The organism is Chitinophaga rupis (assembly GCF_900109685.1).
Lineage (GTDB): Bacteria > Bacteroidota > Bacteroidia > Chitinophagales > Chitinophagaceae > Chitinophaga > Chitinophaga rupis.
Genome location: NZ_FOBB01000003.1, coordinates 475228 through 494319 on the forward strand (window position 1 = coordinate 475228; position 19092 = coordinate 494319).

At 47.9% G+C, this 19092-nt stretch carries 12 protein-coding genes; 5 read left to right on the forward strand and 7 right to left on the reverse strand.

The features are described from left to right. The first annotated feature begins 223 nt into the window (after positions 1–223). Positions 224–1033 (forward strand): serine O-acetyltransferase, encoded by an 810-nt coding sequence (locus BMZ54_RS15085; protein ID WP_089913101.1) that lies wholly within the window; start codon positions 224–226, stop codon positions 1031–1033. Positions 1034–1106: 73 nt separating this feature from the next. Next, complete coding sequence (gene cysM, locus BMZ54_RS15090; protein ID WP_089913104.1) at positions 1107–1988, forward strand: cysteine synthase CysM; 882 nt, start codon at positions 1107–1109, stop codon at positions 1986–1988. A 93-nt stretch (positions 1989–2081) separates the two neighbouring features. Here cysM and BMZ54_RS15095 read toward each other — a convergent pair whose 3' ends face one another. Further along, the gene (locus BMZ54_RS15095; protein WP_089913107.1) at positions 2082–3065 is read right to left on the reverse strand and encodes a pyruvate dehydrogenase complex E1 component subunit beta; all 984 of its coding nucleotides are present in this window, start codon (positions 3063–3065) and stop codon (positions 2082–2084) included. Positions 3066–3230: 165 nt separating this feature from the next. Between BMZ54_RS15095 and BMZ54_RS15100 the strand changes: the two genes are divergently transcribed. Then, a complete protein-coding gene (locus BMZ54_RS15100; RefSeq protein ID WP_089913110.1) occupies positions 3231–3860 on the forward strand; it encodes a hypothetical protein in 630 nt (209 codons plus the stop codon). 242 nt (positions 3861–4102) lie between these two features. Here the strand turns inward: BMZ54_RS15100 and BMZ54_RS15105 are convergent, their stop codons facing one another. The 3 genes from BMZ54_RS15105 to BMZ54_RS15115 form a co-directional block, all read right to left on the reverse strand. Then, positions 4103–5275, reverse strand: a complete 1173-nt coding sequence (locus tag BMZ54_RS15105) for an acetyl-CoA C-acyltransferase (RefSeq protein ID WP_089914191.1) — start codon at positions 5273–5275, stop codon at positions 4103–4105. Positions 5276–5400: 125 nt separating this feature from the next. Continuing rightward, positions 5401–10560, reverse strand: coding sequence for a PKD domain-containing protein (locus BMZ54_RS15110; protein WP_089913113.1), 5160 nt, complete (start codon positions 10558–10560; stop codon positions 5401–5403). A gap of 173 nt (positions 10561–10733) precedes the next feature. Continuing rightward, positions 10734–11540, reverse strand: a complete 807-nt coding sequence (locus BMZ54_RS15115) for a PKD domain-containing protein (RefSeq protein ID WP_089913116.1) — start codon at positions 11538–11540, stop codon at positions 10734–10736. A 148-nt stretch (positions 11541–11688) separates the two neighbouring features. On the opposite strand from BMZ54_RS15115, the gene dnaG reads away from it, so the two are divergent. Beyond that, positions 11689–13671: a DNA primase gene (gene dnaG, locus BMZ54_RS15120; protein WP_238386588.1), complete on the forward strand. Its 1983-nt coding sequence runs from the start codon at positions 11689–11691 to the stop codon at positions 13669–13671. Positions 13672–13752: 81 nt separating this feature from the next. On the opposite strand, the gene BMZ54_RS15125 is transcribed toward dnaG, so the two are convergent. The 3 genes from BMZ54_RS15125 to BMZ54_RS15135 form a co-directional block, all read right to left on the reverse strand. Next, positions 13753–14274: a dihydrofolate reductase gene (locus tag BMZ54_RS15125; RefSeq protein ID WP_089913119.1), complete on the reverse strand. Its 522-nt coding sequence runs from the start codon at positions 14272–14274 to the stop codon at positions 13753–13755. Between the two features lie 260 nt (positions 14275–14534). After that, positions 14535–15329: a thymidylate synthase gene (locus BMZ54_RS15130; RefSeq protein WP_089913122.1), complete on the reverse strand. Its 795-nt coding sequence runs from the start codon at positions 15327–15329 to the stop codon at positions 14535–14537. Between the two features lie 23 nt (positions 15330–15352). Continuing rightward, positions 15353–15766, reverse strand: coding sequence for a hypothetical protein (locus tag BMZ54_RS15135; RefSeq protein ID WP_089913125.1), 414 nt, complete (start codon positions 15764–15766; stop codon positions 15353–15355). A gap of 290 nt (positions 15767–16056) precedes the next feature. Here BMZ54_RS15135 and BMZ54_RS15140 point away from each other — a divergent pair, with 290 nt between their 5' ends. Continuing rightward, the gene (locus tag BMZ54_RS15140; RefSeq protein WP_089913129.1) at positions 16057–19077 is read left to right on the forward strand and encodes a SusC/RagA family TonB-linked outer membrane protein; all 3021 of its coding nucleotides are present in this window, start codon (positions 16057–16059) and stop codon (positions 19075–19077) included. Positions 19078–19092: the final 15 nt, after the last annotated feature.

The window sequence follows — 19092 nt, forward strand, 5'->3', positions numbered from 1 at the left end:
TGTGTACTTTGGCGCATGCAGCGGTATGAGATGTAAGTGATTATAAACGTTAACTTATCAGATATACATTCCCTGCACTTATCTGTACATCCGGATATTTGCACGTCTGCACATTACATGCTTACCGGCAGCAGGAAAAAAAACAAACCTGCGACTAACTTTACAGCCATTATATGTATTTTTAAACTACCTAAACATTATATCCTGTAATTCTAAGCCGCATATGGAAAAATTATTGGAGGAGTTAAAGCGCAGGCACCAGTGGGCGGCGGCCAATCCTTACCCTTGTACTACAGCGGTCAGCGATTTTGCCAACGACCTGGTAAACTGGCTATTTCCCGAACATACGGGTAAAGTGATGGCAGCGGCGGACCTGGCCCCCTATGCACTAAAGCTGGAGCAGCAGCTGCAGCAGCTATTGCATACCATGCAGCCCCAGCTACCTGATACGGCAGCACAACTGAGCCAGCATTTCATGGCCCAGGTACCATCTATTTACGATGATCTTACCAAAGACGCCACCGCTATTTACCAGGGCGACCCGGCAGCTACCTGTTTATACGAAGTAATAAGGGCTTATCCCGGTTTTTATGCCATTGCCTTTTACCGTATTGCGCATGCGCTGCAGCAGCTGAACATACCCTTACTGCCACGCATGATCACGGAGCTGGCGCATGCCCGCACCGGTATCGATATTCACCCGGCAGCTATTATAGCGCCCTACTTTTGCATAGACCACGGCACCGGCATTGTGATCGGGGAAACCTCTGTAATAGGGGCGCATGTAAAGCTGTACCAGGGCGTTACCCTGGGTGCTTTGAGCATTGATAAAAGCATGGCTAAAAGCAAGCGCCATCCCACCATTGAGGAACATGTAGTGATCTATGCCGGCGCCACCATTTTAGGTGGAGATACCACTATTGGCCACCACAGCGTAATTGGCGGTAATGTGTGGCTGATCAAAAGTGTTGCGCCTTTTTCCCGTATTTATTACAAGGCAGATGGCAGCATGAATGTGGTGGAAGCGGTGTGATTTGTATGAATTAATTTATTAAAACCATGCGGGTCGTCATTCATCATCGACCCATTCGTAATTATAAGAGCTCATGCATTCAATTCTTGACCAGGTAGGTAATACACCTATTGTTGCACTGAAAAAACTAACGGCAAACCCTAATGTTACTATTTATGCCAAGCTGGAAGGTAATAACCCCGGCGGCAGCGTAAAAGACCGGGCGGCCTATGGCATGATCAAAGGCGCGCTGGACCGGGGCGAGCTAAAACCCGGCATGAAGCTGATAGAGGCTACCAGCGGTAATACCGGTATTGCACTGGCTATGATCGCCGCCCTGTTTGGCGTTGAAATGGAGGTGGTAATGCCGGAAGATGCCACCCGCGAGCGGGTGCTGATCATGGAAGCTTTTGGCGCAAAAGTGACCTTAACCCGCAAAGAGGATTCCATGGAAGGCTCCATTGACTATGCGCATGCGCAGGTGGCCAAAGGCGGTTATCATATGCTGAACCAGTTTGCCAACCCGGATAATTACGGTATGCACTACCGCACTACCGGCCCGGAAATATGGCGCGATACGCAGGGTGAGGTTACACATTTTGTGAGCGCTATGGGCACTACCGGCACTATTATGGGCGTATCCCGCTACCTGAAGGAGCAGAATCCGCAGGTGCAGATCATAGGCTGCCAGCCTACTGAAGGCTCCCGTATACCGGGCATCCGCAAGTGGCCGGAGGCTTATCTGCCGAAAATATTTGATAAAGAGCGGGTAGACCGCACCATGGATATATCCGAGGACGAAGCCCGGCAAATGACGCGGCGCCTGGCAAAGGAAGAAGCCATTTTCTGCGGCATGAGCAGCGGCGGCGCAGTATCTGCAGCCGTACGCTTATCTAAAGAATTAGAGCGGGGTGTGATCGTTTGTATTATTTGCGACCGGGGAGACCGGTATTTATCAAGTGATCTCTTTGGATGAGAAGCAGAAAGCTGAAAGCATAAAAACAAAAAGCCGATTGTGTTATACAACCGGCTTTTTGCTTTTAGTATGTTTTGGGCTTCAAGCTTTATGCTATTTCTTCATGTACATCACTTCCTTTACCAGCTTCACGGTACGCTCAATATCGGGCATATACAGCTTTACCAGGTTGGGTGCGTAGTGCATAGGCGCATCCGGAGCAGTGATACGGCGGATGGGAGCATCCAGGTAATCAAAGCCCTCTTTCTGAATACGGTAGGTAATTTCAGAAGAAATGCTGGAGAAAGGCCATTGCTCTTCCACGATCACCAGGCGGTTGGTTTTCTTTACAGATTCCAGGATGGTGAACCAGTCCAGCGGGCGGATGGTACGCAGGTCGATCACTTCGGCCTCAATACCTTCTTTAGCCAGCTCTTCTGCGGCGCCCAGGGCTACTTTCATCATTTTGTTGAAAGAAACGATGGTTACGTCCTTACCGGCACGTTTAACATCGGCCTTACCAATGGGAATAATGTATTCTTCTTCGGGTACGTCGCCCAGCTCGCCATACATTACCTCACTTTCCATGAAAACCACCGGATCATCATCGCGGATAGCCGCTTTCAGCAAACCTTTGGCATCATATGGGTTGGAAACGGATACTACTTTTAAACCGGGGATGTTGGCATAATAGCTTTCAAAAGCAGTGGAGTGCTGGGCGCCCAGCTGACCGGCAGAACCGTTAGGTCCGCGGAAAACAATGGGGCAGCCTACCTGTCCGCCACTCATGGCCAGCATTTTGGAAGCGGTGTTCAGGATCTGGTCCAGGGCCAGTACGGCAAAGTTCCAGGTCATAAATTCCACTACAGGACGAAGGCCGTTCTGTGCAGCGCCAACGCCAATGGCAGCAAAGCCTAATTCTGCAATCGGGGTATCAATTACCCTTTTGGCCCCAAATTCATCCAGCATTCCCTGGCTCACTTTATAGGCACCATTGTATTCGGCTACTTCCTCTCCCATCAGGAATACGCGCTCGTCCCGGCGCATTTCTTCCTGGAGGGCTTCTCTTAAGGCTTGTCTGAAAGCTATCTGACGCATGCTATTGGTATAATGATTTGAAAGATTTAAAGTCCTTTCCTAAAAAGGCAGGGGCAAAATTATCGTTTGTTGGCGAAAATGCAAAGGATTTCAGGAAGGCTTATTTATTTAAATATTAATAAAATATATAAAATTATTAATATATTGTAACGTATTACCTGTCCTATGATCACCGTTACCATCCTATCCCTGAGTTTTTTAACGGCCATTTCCTGCAGAATAAAGAAGGTAAAATCGCCGGATGCCGTGCGCCTTTTATGGTATGTGCACCTGGTTTTGCTGTTCTTTTCCGCGCTTTGCGTGTTAATGATGCTGAATGGCTATGGCTTTAAAGGCGCTTTTACTGAGCGTGTGTTCCTTTCGCTGTATGCCGGCTCCGGCGTGATCCTGTATGGGTTAACGCCCCAGGATGCCAGTGGCAAATGGCTGTACCTGGCCTGCTTCTTTGGCTTTCCCTTTGTGCTGCTGTTTGGACTGCTGCTGCCGCCTTTGCGCATTTTAACCATTATGGCGGGCGTGGCCCTGCTGTTTGATGGTAATGTGCGCCGCTACCCTATTGACGATGATTATACGCTGGAAACCCGCGATATGGGCATTTTATCCCGCTACCCTAACTACAACATGGTAGCAGATAAATACTGGTTCTTTGAAAAAACCACTCCGGATGTGGTATCCAAGAACTATTCCCTGCAGGCGCTGCAAACGGCGCAAAAGAACGGGGACAGTGTGAAGATCAGCATACTGGCATTTGACAGGAGTAAAATGCGGTTTGATACGACGATCGCACTGCAGTAAAGGAAGCAGGATGCGGAATTGGGATGCAGGGATGAGGTATGAGTTGGGATGCAGGAGATGGATTGATGGAAATGTGAGGTAAGAAGGACGAAGCAGGACAATGATGCATGTTGGGATGATTGGGAGTGGGATTGGAAATGAGCCTGATAGAATATTGATATGATCTTAATGATGATCGATATAAAAAATGCAGCGAAGAGGTTCGCTGCATTTTTATTTATGTACATTCCGTGTAGCCGTGCTTATACTTTCTCAATAATAATAGCACTGGCGCCGCCTCCGCCGTTACAGATCCCGGCTACGCCATAACGGCCGCCGTGCTGGTGCAGGATGGAATTGAGCGTTACCACAATCCGGGCGCCGCTGCAACCAATAGGATGGCCCAGGGATACGGCTCCGCCCCATACATTCAGCTTCTCGGGGTCTAACCCAAGGTCTTTCTGGTTGGCAATGGCCACGCAGGAAAACGCTTCGTTGATCTCTGCATAATCCATATCAGATATTTTAAGCTGCGCTTTGGCAAGTGCCCTGTTAATGGCCTTTACCGGCGTAGTGGTGAACCATTCGGGAGCCTGGGAAGCATCTGCAAAGCTGATGATCTTAGCCAGGGGCTTTAATCCCAGCGCTTTCAGCTTTTCGCCGCTTACCAGTACCACTGCAGCTGCACCGTCATTGATGTTGGAGGCATTGGCCGCTGTTACCGTTCCGTCTTTCTGGAAAGTGGGTTTCAGTGTGGGTATCTTTTCAAAATTCACCTTTTTGTAGTCTTCATCTTCCGTAACAGTTACTACCTGTTTGCCGGGCACTTCCACGGGGATGATCTCATTTTTGAAATATCCTTTTTCATATGCTGCGGCGGCGCGTTTGTAGCTGCTGGCAGCGTAGGCGTCCTGGTCTTCACGGGTGATCTTGTATGCTGATGCGCAGATCTCAGCGGCATTGCCCATATGAAAATCCTTGTAGGGATCCCAGAGGCCATCCCGGAGAATACCGTCTATTACAGCGCCATGGCCCAGGCGATAACCTGTGCGGGCTTTATCCAGGTAATAGGGAATGTTGCTCATACTTTCCATGCCGCCGGCTATCACTACATCGTTATCTCCCAGCATAATGCTTTGCGCGCCCAGCATAATGGCTTTCATGCCGGAGGCGCATACTTTATTTACAGTAGTGCAGGGCACGTTGGTAGGAATGCCAGCATAAATACTGGCCTGGTTGGCAGGGGCCTGGCCCACATTAGCGCTGATCACATTGCCCATATATACTTCATTCACCTCTGTGGCGGCAATACCGGCTCTTTCCAGGGCTGCTTTTATAACGGTGGCGCCCAGCTGGGTAGCCGGTACAGCGGCCAGTGTGCCGCTTAATGCCCCGATGGGTGTACGAACCGTGGATACTATAAATACTTCTTTCATAACATAAGATTGTTTGGCTTGAACATTCAAATATAAAGGAAAAGTAGGAAGCGGTAAGAAGGCTGCATAAAAAAGAAAGGTGAAAAGCTGGTTGCTTTTCACCTTTCAAAATTTTGTGTATGTGCTTATTGCAATATAATGCGCATAGCTTTTTGCTTGCCGTAACCGGCTACTTCCAGGTAGTAGATGCCCTTAGGCAAGGTACCCAGGTCTATTTCCGTAAGCTGGTCTTTTACCTGCTTGCGGTACAGGGTGTTACCTTTTGTATCATGTACAATAAGATCCACCGGTTTTAACAGTGGTTTTTCAAAACGTACATATACCAGGCCGGCTGTGGGGTTCGGGAAGGCGCGTACAACGTTCTCACCTACCGTTACATCCGGTACTGCGGTGATCACCATATTCACTGTAGTGGAGGTGCTGCGGCAGGTACCGCCATTGCTTACAATCACATAATACTGCCCGTTGGCTTTTGCGCGGATGACTGCCGTAGTGGCGCCGGTTAAGGCTGCGCCGTTAAAGTACCATTGGTAGGTGAGCGCTTTGCCTGCAAACAGGCTATCGCCCCGTTGCTGTAAAGTAGCTACCGGCATATTTACTACAGCAAATTTTGATGACCAGTCGGTAGTATCTGCCGGGAAACTGCTTACTATTCTTACCCTGTAATCCTGCCCACAGGGAATGGTATCCGGTATGCTAACCTTTACGGATATACGCGGATCAGTACCCGGTATAGTAGCAAGGTTTGTTACCGTTCCATCCAGCTCGCCGGCCTTTTTACCGCCGGTATTGTCGCCTTGCAGCAGCTGAATGGTGAATATGTTATTGCTGTTAAAGGAATGATCGAAGCTGGCAGTTACAGCAAGGCTGTCGTTAGCATTAACCGTAGTGGTATTGCCAACGCTGGCCGGGTTTTCGGGTTCAGCAGCCTGTGTTATGCGGATGGTATCTGACACCACCGTATTATTACAAGTGGTTACTTTTACCCAGTAAGTGCCTGCTTGCGTTACCGTAATAGTGGGAGTGTTAGCACCGGTAGACCATAGGTAAGTGTCGCCGGAGTTATTCGGCTTGCGTGCATCCAACAGCAGGCTGCTGCCGGCGGCAAGTGTGGTGTCTGCACCCAGGTTTACAAGCACTGGTGCAAAGTAAATGGTCGTGAATGCAGTATCACGCCCACCTGCGCTGTTCACTATCAGCAGGCTAACGGTATAAGTGCCACGCTGGCTGTAAGTATGCACCGGGCTCTGTGCCGTATCTGTTGTGTTATCGCCAAAGCTCCATTGGCGGCTGATGATAGAAGTCCCTGCATTTGTGGTACTTTGGTTGGTGAATTTCACCGTAGTGCACTGTAATTTATCAGCAAAAAATTTAGCTTCCAGCTTGGCCGGTATACTATCGGCATATACGTGAATAGTATCCGACACAGATCCGTTACAATAGTACACGGTTACACTGTAAGTGCCCGGAGTGGTAATAGCAATAACAGGGTTGGTTTCACCGGTAGACCATGTACGGGTGGTGTTTGGATAATCGGCGCCCAGCATCACAGTATTACCCGGGTAAAGGATTATGTCTGCGCCCAGCTCCAGGTTAGGTTTATTAATCAGCTCAACAAAGTGGGTGGCAGTATCCGTAGCGCCCTGGCTGTCGGTCACTACCAGCGTTACCAGGTATTGCCCATCTGCAGCATACAAATGCTGAGGGCTTTGCGTGGTATCAGTGGTGCCGTCGCCAAAAGACCATTCCCATTTTACAATGGGTTGTAGTGCCGTGCTTTCATCCAGGAAGTACACGCTGGTACAGTTGCGGCCCTGTATGCCAATGGCTGCATTTATACCGACCGGGTTAACGAAGCTGATATTGATGGTGTCTGCCGCGCTGGTACCGCACCAACGGTCTGTAACCCTTAGTGCATATGTACCTGGTTGTGTTATGGTAATAGCGGCAGTGGTATCGCCGGTAGACCAATGGAAGCTGTAGTGGCTTCCTGCCGGATAAGGCGCCGACAGGCGTATGGAACCGCCGGGGCGCAGGGTATCAATATCCTGCCCCAGGTTCACGGCTATTGCAGTATTGACAATAAGCTTGATGGCCGTATCCTGCTTACCGCTGTTATCCGTCACTACCAGGGTAACAATATAGTCTCCCGGCTGGCTATATGTATGAACAGGATTGGGCAGCGTATCGGTAGTGTTATCACCGAACTGCCATGCCCAATGGTTGATGCTGCCCGTTGTTATTTTGCTGGTATCTGTAAACCGGTAGGTGCGGCAGCCTGTTTGCAGGAATCCAAAACCTGCCTGCAGTCCGCTACTGGCCGGCGGCACAGCCGGTATGGTTACTGTAATAGTATCTGTAACTGTAGTGCCACAGGTGGTAACTTTTACCCAGTAGCTGCCGGATGTATACACTACAATAACAGGCTGGGTGCTGCCGGTAGACCACAGGTAAGCGTCGCCGGAGTTGTTGGGCTTGCGCGCATCCAGCAGCAGGCTGTCTCCGGCGGCTGCCAGGGTGGTATCTGCACCAAGATCTACAAGCAATGGTGCAAAGTAAAGCTTGGTGGTGGCGGTATCCCGTTTTCCAGTACTGTTCACTACCACCAGGCTAACTGTATATTCACCACGCTGGCTATAGGTATGCAGCGGGTTTTGTGCGGTGTCGGTAGTATTATCACCAAAGCTCCATTGACGGCTGGTGATGGTTGTACCGGCAGCTGTGGTGCTTTGATCCGTGAAGCGTACGGTGGTGCATTGTTCTTTATCGGCGGTGAATTGGGCAGTGGGGTTATTGGCTATTACCGTATCCTGCGCGGTTACTACAATGGTATCTTTGGAAACAAGTGCGTCACACTGATCCGGATTCATGATCTCCACCCAATAAGTACCTATCTGCGTCACATTGATAGTACGCGTTATTTCTCCGGTAGACCATGAGTACCGCATACCTGGCGCCATGGAATTTGCGGTGCCTAATACGATACTATCACCCGGATGCAATGTAGTATCCGCTCCTAACCTGGCTATGGGTATTCTGTCAATGAAAATGATCTGATGAGCAGTATCGCTTTCACCCAGGTTGTTAATAATTATTAGCTGTACATTAAAAGATCCGTTATTATTATAAGTATGTATGGGATGCTGTAGCGTGTCTGTTCCACCATCTCCAAAATCCCAGTACCATTTGGTGAGCGCGGCTCCGGGTGCGGTACTTTTATCTTCAAAAAATATCACGCCGCAATAATGATTTGTTATAAAATGAGCCTGCGGCTGAGTAGATGAAGATGCGGCCTGTACCCGGATGGTATCTGAAGCAGTTACAAAACAGGTATCATAGGTTAATCTTAACCAGTAGGTACCACCCGCTGATACTGTAATCGTTTTAGTAGTTTCACCAGTAGACCATAAGTATTTATTAGCAGTATCTCTTATGTCTATACCGTTCACCGGGCCCAGTGTAACGGGTCCATGTTTAACAGTGGTATCCGGCCCCAGCTCAACTAATGGTATGTTAGAAAAAACGGATGTATAGGCCGTATCACGCTGGTTTTTGCTATCGGTAACCACCAGTCTCACATCATAGTAGCCTCCCTGCGTATAGGCGTGTACCGGGTTTTGCTTAACATCTGAATAGCCATCTCCAAAAGTCCATAGCCGGTTAACAATAGATGCACCAGTAACTATGGAGCTATCTATAAACTGTACATTTGAACAATTAACTTGTTTAAGGTTGATGTGGGCTTTAAGGCTATAAACAGGTGTGGTATCTGCAAGTATATTAATGGTATCTGCTGCTGAACCTATACAATAACTCATCCGCAGCCAGTAGGTGCCGGGAGTGGCCACTTTTATAGTTTTGGTGGTATCGCCGGTAGACCACAGGTATTGCGGCTTACCGCTGGAATACTGTGTCAGGGTAATGGTATCGCCTCTGGCAAGCATAGCATCCGGCCCCAGATTTACAGGGGGTATTTCGATAGGCACTAAAGTGCGTATGGTTGAATCTGTATGGCCATTATTTGCGCTTACATACAATTTTACGGTATATGGCTCATTTGCCGGGTAAGTATGTACAGGATTTTGAACGGTATCTGTTGTACCATCTCCAAAAACCCAATACCATTGATTAGCTTGCCCATTGCTCACAAATGAGCTGTCAGCAAAATAAACCGTATTACAGCTTCTCGCCATAATACCCATCCTGGCTCTTACAGAAGGAGGTCCCTCTATTACGCTCACCCAAATACTGTCTTGTGCTAAATCTCCGTCTTTTATTACTGTTACACTGTACTTGCCCGACTTTGTTACCTTAATGGTTTGCGTAGTTCCTTCCCGCCAGATATATCGAGCGCCCGGGTTACCGGCATCCAATATCAGGGTATCTCCTCTAAAAATGGTGGTATCATTGCCTAGTTCCAATGTAACAGCGGATGCACGGACATATACTAACGTAGATTGAAGGGTATCACAATATCCACGGTCATCCTCCTTTAGCCGGGTAGTAAAAATAGCCTGGTAGCTACCCGGCTTTGTGTAATGATGAATAAATTTGGTTCCATTCAATATAGCATCGGGATTGGTAATGGTATCGATCTTCCCATCTTTCCAATCAATAAAAAAACGGTCTATTGCCTGTCTACTGTAAGGAATATTTACATTCAGCATTCTTTTATAAAACCCATAATCCCAATAAGTAGCAGCAGGATCAACCATTACCTGGGTTTTGGCGGTAGTTAGTGAAACATTCGCATTATCCTGCAGGGTTTGGCCGCATGCTTCATAGGTTACACTATAGGTGCCCGGTGTACTTACCCAAATGTTGGCAGTAGTATCACCTGTAGACCAGCGATAAGTACCAAAAGTATCACCATAAGGGCCTGCTCCTTTATTTGTGATCATGACACTGGGAGGCCCGGCATAAATATTACATAACAGGTATTCATTCCCTATGTTCAGGCTAGGCTGCACAGATACGATCTGGGGGAAATAATAATTGTCTTTAATGGCTTTATTACCCATGTTATCCCAAACGGCGAGGGACACCCGGAAGCTGCCTTTCTTTGTATAAATATGTACCGGGTTCTGAAGCGATGAAGTATCGCCATCTCCGAAATTCCACAGCCATACCGTGATCGGGTTAGGGCCGGTGCTCAGATCCTGGAAGGATACTGTAAGCGGGCCACAACCAATTGTTTTGTCATAGCTAAAATCCGCGTTAATGCCCTGTCCAAACAACAGTATACGGGCCCATAAAAAAACAAACAATAGTAAAAATCGCTTCATACTCAAGGGTATAGGGTGAGAAAATGGAAATTGTATTGTCCTAAGAAGCGGTAAAATTACTCAAATAACTAATAGGTCAGCCACTATTACCTTTTATATACAACAAAAAGGTGAAGAATGAAACGGCCATCGTTCCATCCTCCACCTTTCCGTGAATGTATATGATACCTAAATTACTGGCGCACCGTTACCTTACGGGTTACGATATCCGCGCAGCTGTTCTGGTATTCCATGTGCACTTCTATGGTATAATCGCCTGATACTGCATACTCATGGTCAAAAGTGAGCGCATGGCGGTTCTTTTCTACCAGGGTTTGGGAAGTATTATCCCCCCAGTTCAGCCACAGGCGATAGGGTACATTTTCGTAAGCCGGCATTACGGTCAGGTCTACCTGACGGCTGCATAACCAGGTATAGGAAATGTCGGCCAGGGTTTCGCTTACACGGGCAATTACCACAGTAGTATCGCTCAGCGTTTGACCGCATACGTTATAGGTTACGGAATAGGTACCGGGGGCGCAGGCACGCAGGGTGCTGGTAGTATCACCGGTAGACCATAAGTACCATCCTGGGTCATGGTGGCCCTGCGCCATGGCTGTATTGCTGATAATAGGACAATAGTTACGGCACAAAGGGTGCTGCACGCCAAGGTCCAATATGGGAAGAATATCAATTTCCTGGTAGCTGAACACTTTCATGGAGGTAGCTCCCGAAGGCAGTACCATGGTTAACCTTACCACATAGTGGCCGGGTGTGTTAAAGGTGTGTGTAGGCTGCGGGCCGGAGGCGGTACCGCCATCCCCAAATTCCCAAAGCCAGTCAATCACAGACAGGGAAGAAGATGAATTCACATCAAACGTAATCTTCTTAGGCGCGCAACCAATGGTGTCAGTTGCTTTGATCTTAAAGTCGAAATTCTGCGCCTTTAAACCGGAAATTGCAAAACATGAGCATGCAATCAGTAATAACAATCTTTTCATTAGGCTTAAGGAATAGGGTGAAAAATTATGTAAATATATAAAAATTAATATGTAAAATTAATAAAATTAGTACAAAACAATATACTAAAACCGTCCATATGCCCACCCTCCGGGATAATTAGCGCCAAAAGGTGTAAATTACCTATGTTTGCAGTTTGCATTCTTCCAGACCTTGATAGCACAACATACCATACAACAGATCCTGAGCCGCATAGATATTGTGGAGATCGTAGGCTCTTTCGTGAAGCTGAAAAAAAGGGGGACCAACTACCTGGGCCTCTGCCCTTTTCATAATGAAAAGTCGCCCTCCTTCACGGTTTCACCCAGCAAGGAGATCTATAAATGTTTCGGCTGCGGAGCCAGTGGCAATACCATCAGCTTCCTCATGGAGCATGAGAAGTACTCCTATGTGGAGGCCCTGCGCTGGCTGGCCCAGAAATACAATGTAGAAATTGAGGAGAAAGAGGTTAGCGCAGAAGTAAAGCAGCAGCAGCTCCTGGCCGACAGCCTGTATATCATCAACAACTTTGCCCGGGAATATTTTACCAAAACCCTGCTGGAAACAGAGGAAGGGCAGAATATAGGGCTCAGCTATTTTGAGGAACGGGGTTTTACAAAGGAAACCATCCAGAAATTCCAGCTGGGCTATTGCAGCAATGAGCGTGACGCGTTTGCACGCACCGCCCTGGAAAAAGGCTATAACCTGGACTACCTGCAAAAGACCGGCCTGGTTACCATCCGGAATGAGCAGCCGGCGGATAACTACCGAGGCCGCGTTATTTTTCCCATTCACAACCAATCCGGCAAAGTGCTGGGTTTTGGCGCGCGTATCCTGGTTAAGAACGACCGGGCGCCCAAATACATTAACTCTCCTGAAAACGAGATCTATGTAAAAAGCAAGGTGCTGTACGGCACCTATTTTGCCCGCCATGCCATTGACCGACTGAACGAATGCTTGCTGGTAGAGGGTTATACCGACGTAATTTCCCTGCACCAGGCCGGCATTGAGAACGTGGTGGCCTCCAGCGGTACCTCCCTGACAGTGGACCAGCTACGGCTGGTAAAGAAATATACCAATAACCTCACCATCCTGTATGACGGGGACAGTGCAGGTGTAAAAGCAGCGCTGCGCGGCCTGGATATGGCCGTGGAAGAAGGCCTGAACGTGAAGCTGGTGCTGATACCGGACAAGGAAGACCCGGACAGTTATGTGCAGAAGATAGGCGCACCCGCTTTCCGGCAGTTCGTGGAAACCAATAAGCAGGATTTTGTACTGTTTAAGCTGCAAACGTCCATGCAGGACATTGGCAACGACAGCAACCGTAAAAGTCAGCTGGTAAATGAAATTGCGGAAACCATTTCCAAAATTGATAAGGTAGAGGATTTCACGCGCCAGCAAGACTACATACGCCAGTGCAGCCAGCTCTTGAAGATTGATGAGCAGGGCATGATAACGCTGGTGAATAAATTCATCCGCGAGCGGCTGCATAAACGGGAGCAGCAGCTAGCCAAGAATGCCCCTCCGGAAGATGATCAGCTGAGCGATGAGGCCATTGCCGCCATGGAAGCGGCTGAAGGCAACTTTGATGTGATCTTTCCTACGGATGAAAAACAGGAAAGAGAGCTGGTGAAGATCTTACTGCGCTTTGGAGATATGCCTTTCAGCGAAGAAGAAAAGAACAGTGTTGCCGATTATGTATTTCATTTGCCGTATGATTTTGAATCGCTGGCAGATAGTGAGATCGTAAAGAAAATACTGCGGGAATATAAATCCAGGTACGATGAAGGCTCCACCCCGGATAAAAAATGGTTCCTGTACCATGAGGATGCCGACATCTCCAAACAAACGGCCCTGATACTGGAAGATAAGGAGGCGGACCTGAGCATAAACTGGAAAGAACGTTTTGAAATAGATACTGTTTGCGGGGATAATGCTTACCTGCGCGACACCATCAGCACCACCAACTACCTGATACTACGTAAGATCAAAAAGCTGATCCTGGAAAACCAGCAGGAGATGGAAAAGGCGGAGACCTTTGATATGCAGATGAAGTGTGTTGAAGTGCATCAGCATTTGAAACAGCTTGAAATGGAGCTAACACAAGGGATCGGGACGGTGATCTTCAGATAGATGGTGATCTGCAGTACCCGGATGATCGCTGAAGTAACAATTCAGATTAGACCAACAATCCAGGCTCAAACTTCTTCTTCCTTACCCCTGTATACCTTCTTTCTCCGTTTTTGTTTTCTTATCCCACACTTCAAACGTAAATGCATACGCATGTTTTTCATCTGCCGGGTGCAGCCTGCTGCTTACCAGGTTCCATTCTTTGGGATCAAATTCCGGGAAGTGCGCATCACCGGTAACAGTAGCATGAATGCGGGTAATGTACATGCGCTGCACCAGTAACGGAATGGCCTGTCTAAAGATCTCTTCTCCCCCGGTAATAAACATTTCTTCCCCATCAAAAGTGCCTGCGATCATCAGGGCTTCCTGTAAGGAGGTGGTAACAATGATGCCCTCACGCGGATAATCCGGCTGGCGGGTAATTACTATATTCGGGCGGTTGGGTAAAGGCTTGCCTAATGATTCAAAGGTTTTACGGCCCATGATAATGGGTTTACCGATAGTAGTTTCTTTGAAGTATTTCATATCGGCCGGCAGGCGCCAGGGTAACTGGTTGTGCTGCCCTATAACGTTATTCTCTGATGCTGCAACAATGATGGAAACCATGAGTTGAATTACGAATTATTTAATTACGAATTACGAATTGAGTACTACAACTTGTAAAGAGCTCAATGAATATTGGTAACCCGTAAGTTTATTTATAACTACAAATTATTATTACAAACTTCTATCATTCGCAATTAATAATTCATAAACCTGTTTCAATTGCAAATTATTAATTACAAATTAATCAATCATCAAGTTACAATCAGCCGCTCCCATCCATTCGTAATTCGTAATTCGTAATTGAATAATTCGTAATTGAATTACACCGCTACCGGCGCTTTTATCCCTGCATGGTGCTGGTAATTCAGCAGCTCAAAATCTTCAAAAGTAAAAGCAAAAATATCCTTCACGGCCGGGTTAATTTTCATTACCGGCAGCGGGTAGGGCGTGCGGCTTAATTGCAGCTTAGCCTGTTCAATATGATTGTTGTACAAATGCACATCGCCAAAGCTGTGAATAAATTCGCCCGGCTCCAGGTCACATACCTGCGCCATCATCAGGGTAAGCAATGCATAGGAAGCAATGTTAAAAGGCACGCCTAAGAACACATCTGCACTACGCTGGTATAACAGGCAGCTCAGCTTCCCATTAGCCACATAGAACTGGAACAGGCAGTGGCAGGGGCTCAACGCCATTTGCGGCAGGTCGCCCACGTTCCAGGCATTTACAATAATGCGGCGGGAATCCGGATTATTTTTGACCTGTTTTACGGCTTCGCTGATCTGGTCTATCACTTTACCATCGCGGGTTTCCCAGCTACGCCATTGCTTGCCGTAAATGGGTCCCAGGTCGCCATTGGCGTTTGCCCACTCGTCCCATATACTTACACCGTGTTCCTTCAGGTAGGCAATATTGGTATCGCCCCGGAGGAACCAGAGTAACTCATAAATAATAGATTTCAGGTGTAATTTCTTGGTAGTGACCAGCGGAAAACCATCCTGCAGGTTAAAACGCAGCTGGTAGCCAAAACAGCTGCGTGTACCGGTACCGGTGCGGTCTGTTTTTGTTGCCCCATGATCCAGTATATGCTGTAATAAATGAAGGTACTGATCCATAGGGCAAAATAACAAAATTGTTGCTAATGCTCCCTTAGATATTTATCCCCACAACCTTCAATACACATACGGCTGGCCAGTACAAGGGTATTTTCATTAATGCTGATGAAGAATACAGCAGTATCCGATTGTTGTCCTTTTTTATAGATCCGCAGGGTCGTATCCACATCCGTGGCGCGCAACTCAAAATGATCGTAGGTGCTGTTGCCGGTATTGGTATATCCGCCATCGGCATTGAAAGTTAAATAAGTAATATTTTCGGTAGGTTTCCATACCGGTTCCCCGCCAAAACTGTAATAAGAAGCATATGATTTCCAATGACCTGTCAGGTAATTAAGCTGTTTTGGTAAAGAGGCGCCATCTGTTATCGTATTATTATCCTTTTTACAAGCGGTAATACAAATGAGTAAGAATACAGGTAGTAGCAGGTATTTCATCGGTGAGATTTGATTGTAGAACGTGGCATCTCACCCGGAAGTTACAAGTATGCAAAGCGAAAAATATAACGCAAATAAACTAAACAAAAAATACACTTATCCCGGGGAATTTTCGTAATCTGCTATATAACAACCAAAGTCGTAGCGTCAGCAAGCAGGAAGCCAGCGAGCAAGATAAGTTCCATGTATTCGAAAGCTTGAATAACCTCTATCTTTTATCTAAATCTAACGCCTATATTAAAAATCTCATCATGTAAAATTTAGTATCAATCACCCAAAATCACACGCTTATGTTTCTATCTAAATCTGCACGGATGGTGTTGCTATGCCTATGCACCATCAGTACGCTGTATGCCCAGCAAACAACTATTACGGGGAGGGTCACTGATGCCGCTTTTGGCAAACCATTACCCGGGGTTACCGTACGGGTTTCCAACACCAACCGGGGCGCCATTACCGATGTGGATGGCCACTATTCACTGATGTTGCCCGCGGGCAGCAACCAGGTCACCTTCTCGTTTACCGGCTATAAAACCCAAAAAGCCACCGTTACCGGTAACACCCTTAACATGACACTGGAAGAAGATTTTGCGCGGCTGGATGAAGTGGTGGTAACCGGCCTGGCCACTTCTGTAAAACGCAGTAACCTGGCCAATGCGGTAGCCACGCTTTCCGCCAAAGACCTCTCCGGCACTGCACCGGCGCAAACTTTTGATGCAGCGTTAAGCGGTAAAATTCCCGGCGCCCTGATCTCTGCCAACTCCGGCGCACCGGGTGGCGGCATCTCGGTAAAAGTGCGCGGTATTACTTCTGTATTTGGAAATGCACAACCGCTTTATGTAGTAGATGGTATTTTTATGAATAATGCCAGTGTGCCCGCCGGCCTCAATGATGTTACCGGCGCAGCTACTGCGGGCAATCCCAATAACCAGGATAACCCCTCCAGCCGTATTGCGGACCTGAACCCGGCTGATATTGAAAACATTGAAATACTGAAGGGCGCTTCTGCAGCTGCCTTATATGGTTCCAAAGCAGCTGCCGGTGTAATACTGATCACTACCAAGCGCGGTAAGACAGGCAGAACCAATATCAGCATTAACCAGGAAACCGGTTTTGTAAAGGTGCGCCATTTATTAGGCCAGCGCGTATTTACCGCAGAAACCGCGGCCGACCTGGCAGGTGCAGCAGACAACCCTGACCCCGATGTGCAGGCAGCCCGCAACACTAACCGCCAACGGTTCCTGGATGCACAATCTGCCGGCAAGATCTATGACTATGAAAAAGAACTGTTCGGCCATACTGGCCTGCTGCTGAACACTAACCTGAGCTTAAGCGGCGGCTCTGAACGCACTACTTTTTACTTTGCTGCCAACCGCCGCAGCGAAGATGGTATTGTAAAAGGTACCGGTTACCTCAACAGCTCCCTGCGGTTAAATGTAGATCACCGTATCAGTGATCGTATATCCGTTGGGTTTACTACCAACTATATTAATTCCAGCGCAGACCGCGGCCTTACCAACAACGATAATAATGGGGTAAGCTTTGGCGTGGCATTATCTACCACCCCCGGTTTTGCAGAGCTGCATAAAGATAATTTAGGTAACTATCCGCGTAACCCTTACGCTGCATCCAACCCGCTGGAAACAAGGGATAAGATGATCAATAACGAAACCACCAACCGTTTTGTAACCGGCGTAAAGCTGGATGCACGGCTGCTGCAGAGTGATAAGTCCACCACACGTTTTGTAGCCAATGGCGGCGTAGATTACTACAACCTGAAAACAGTAGCAGTATTCCCACGTTCCTTACAATTCATGGAAAATACACTGGGTGGCGCATCCATACAGGGTAATACCAATAACATTAACACCAACCTGGCCGGTTACCTGGTGAATAATTTTACGCCATCGTCCAAGGCCAGCTTCACTACTACGGTAGGGGCTACACTGGAAACAGGTAATTTTGATAACATCCTGATCTCAGCCACACAGCTCATAGGTACGCAAACAAACGTAGACCAGGCAGGTGCTGCCAACCCGCGGCAATTCCGGCAGAAGTACCGCGATAACGGCATTTTTGCACAGGAAGAAATCACCCTGCTGGATGCGGTAACTGCTACCGGTGGTATCCGTTTTGACCGCTCCACCAACAACGGCGATTTTAAGAAATACTACCTGTATCCCAAAGGCTCCCTTTCCTGGAACCTGGCTAAAATGGATTTCTGGAAAGTAAAGAGCATCAACAGCTTTAAGCTGCGTGCTGCTTACGGACAATCCGGCAACGTATCACCTTACGGCAGTAAATTCACCGCAATGGTGATCTCCAATACCGGCGGCCTGCCCGGCTCTTTGGTGGATAACCAGCTGGGCAACACCTCCATTAAACCGGAAAAACAAACAGAGCTGGAAGCCGGTGTAGACATTAGCATACTGGATGGCCGCGTGAACCTGGAAGCTACCTACTACAACAAAAAAATATTTGATCTGCTGTTACGCCGCCTGCCTCCCGGCTCCACCGGTTTTGTGGCTGAATGGGTAAATGCAGGCGACCTGCGCAACCGCGGTATAGAGCTGGGTTTAAGCCTGCTGCCCGTTAATACCAAAAACGTACGCTGGACCTCCAACATTAACTGGTGGCGCAACCGCTCACAGGTTACCCGCCTTAGCATTCCTGCCTTTGCGCTGGGCGCCTTCGGTAACTCACTGGGTACTTTTTATATAGAACAGGGCCAGCCTGCCACACAAATAAAAGGTACCATTCCTGATCCGCAGGACGACACCAAAAACGTATTTGTAACATTAGGTAATTCAGAGCCGGATTTCCAGATGAGCTTTTTCAATGAAGTGCAGCTGTTCACCAATTTAAGCATGCGCGTATTAGTGCATTGGAAAAAGGGCGGTGATAATATTAACCTTACACGGCTGCTTACAGATGGCGGCGGCACCAGCCCTGACTGGGATGCAGATGCCAATGGAAATGGTGTAAAAGACGGCGCTGAACGTGGCGCTGCCGGCAGCGCTGCTCTTTTTGTGCAGGATGCCAGCTACGTAAGGATCCGTGAAATAGGCTTGTACTACAACTTCCCCGTTAAGAATAACCCGTTCTTAAGAAATGTGCGGGTAGGCGTTTCTGCCAACAACTGGTTCACGTGGACGCACTATGTGAGCTATGATCCGGAAGTATCCAACTTTGGAAGCAACACGATTAACACCAGCATAAGCCGCGGTAGTACCGGTGTTTCCAGCGGGGTGGATGTTATGCCCTTCCCTGCTTCCAAACGTATGAGCTTTCATGTGGGCATTGATTTCTGATAACATTTAAACGGA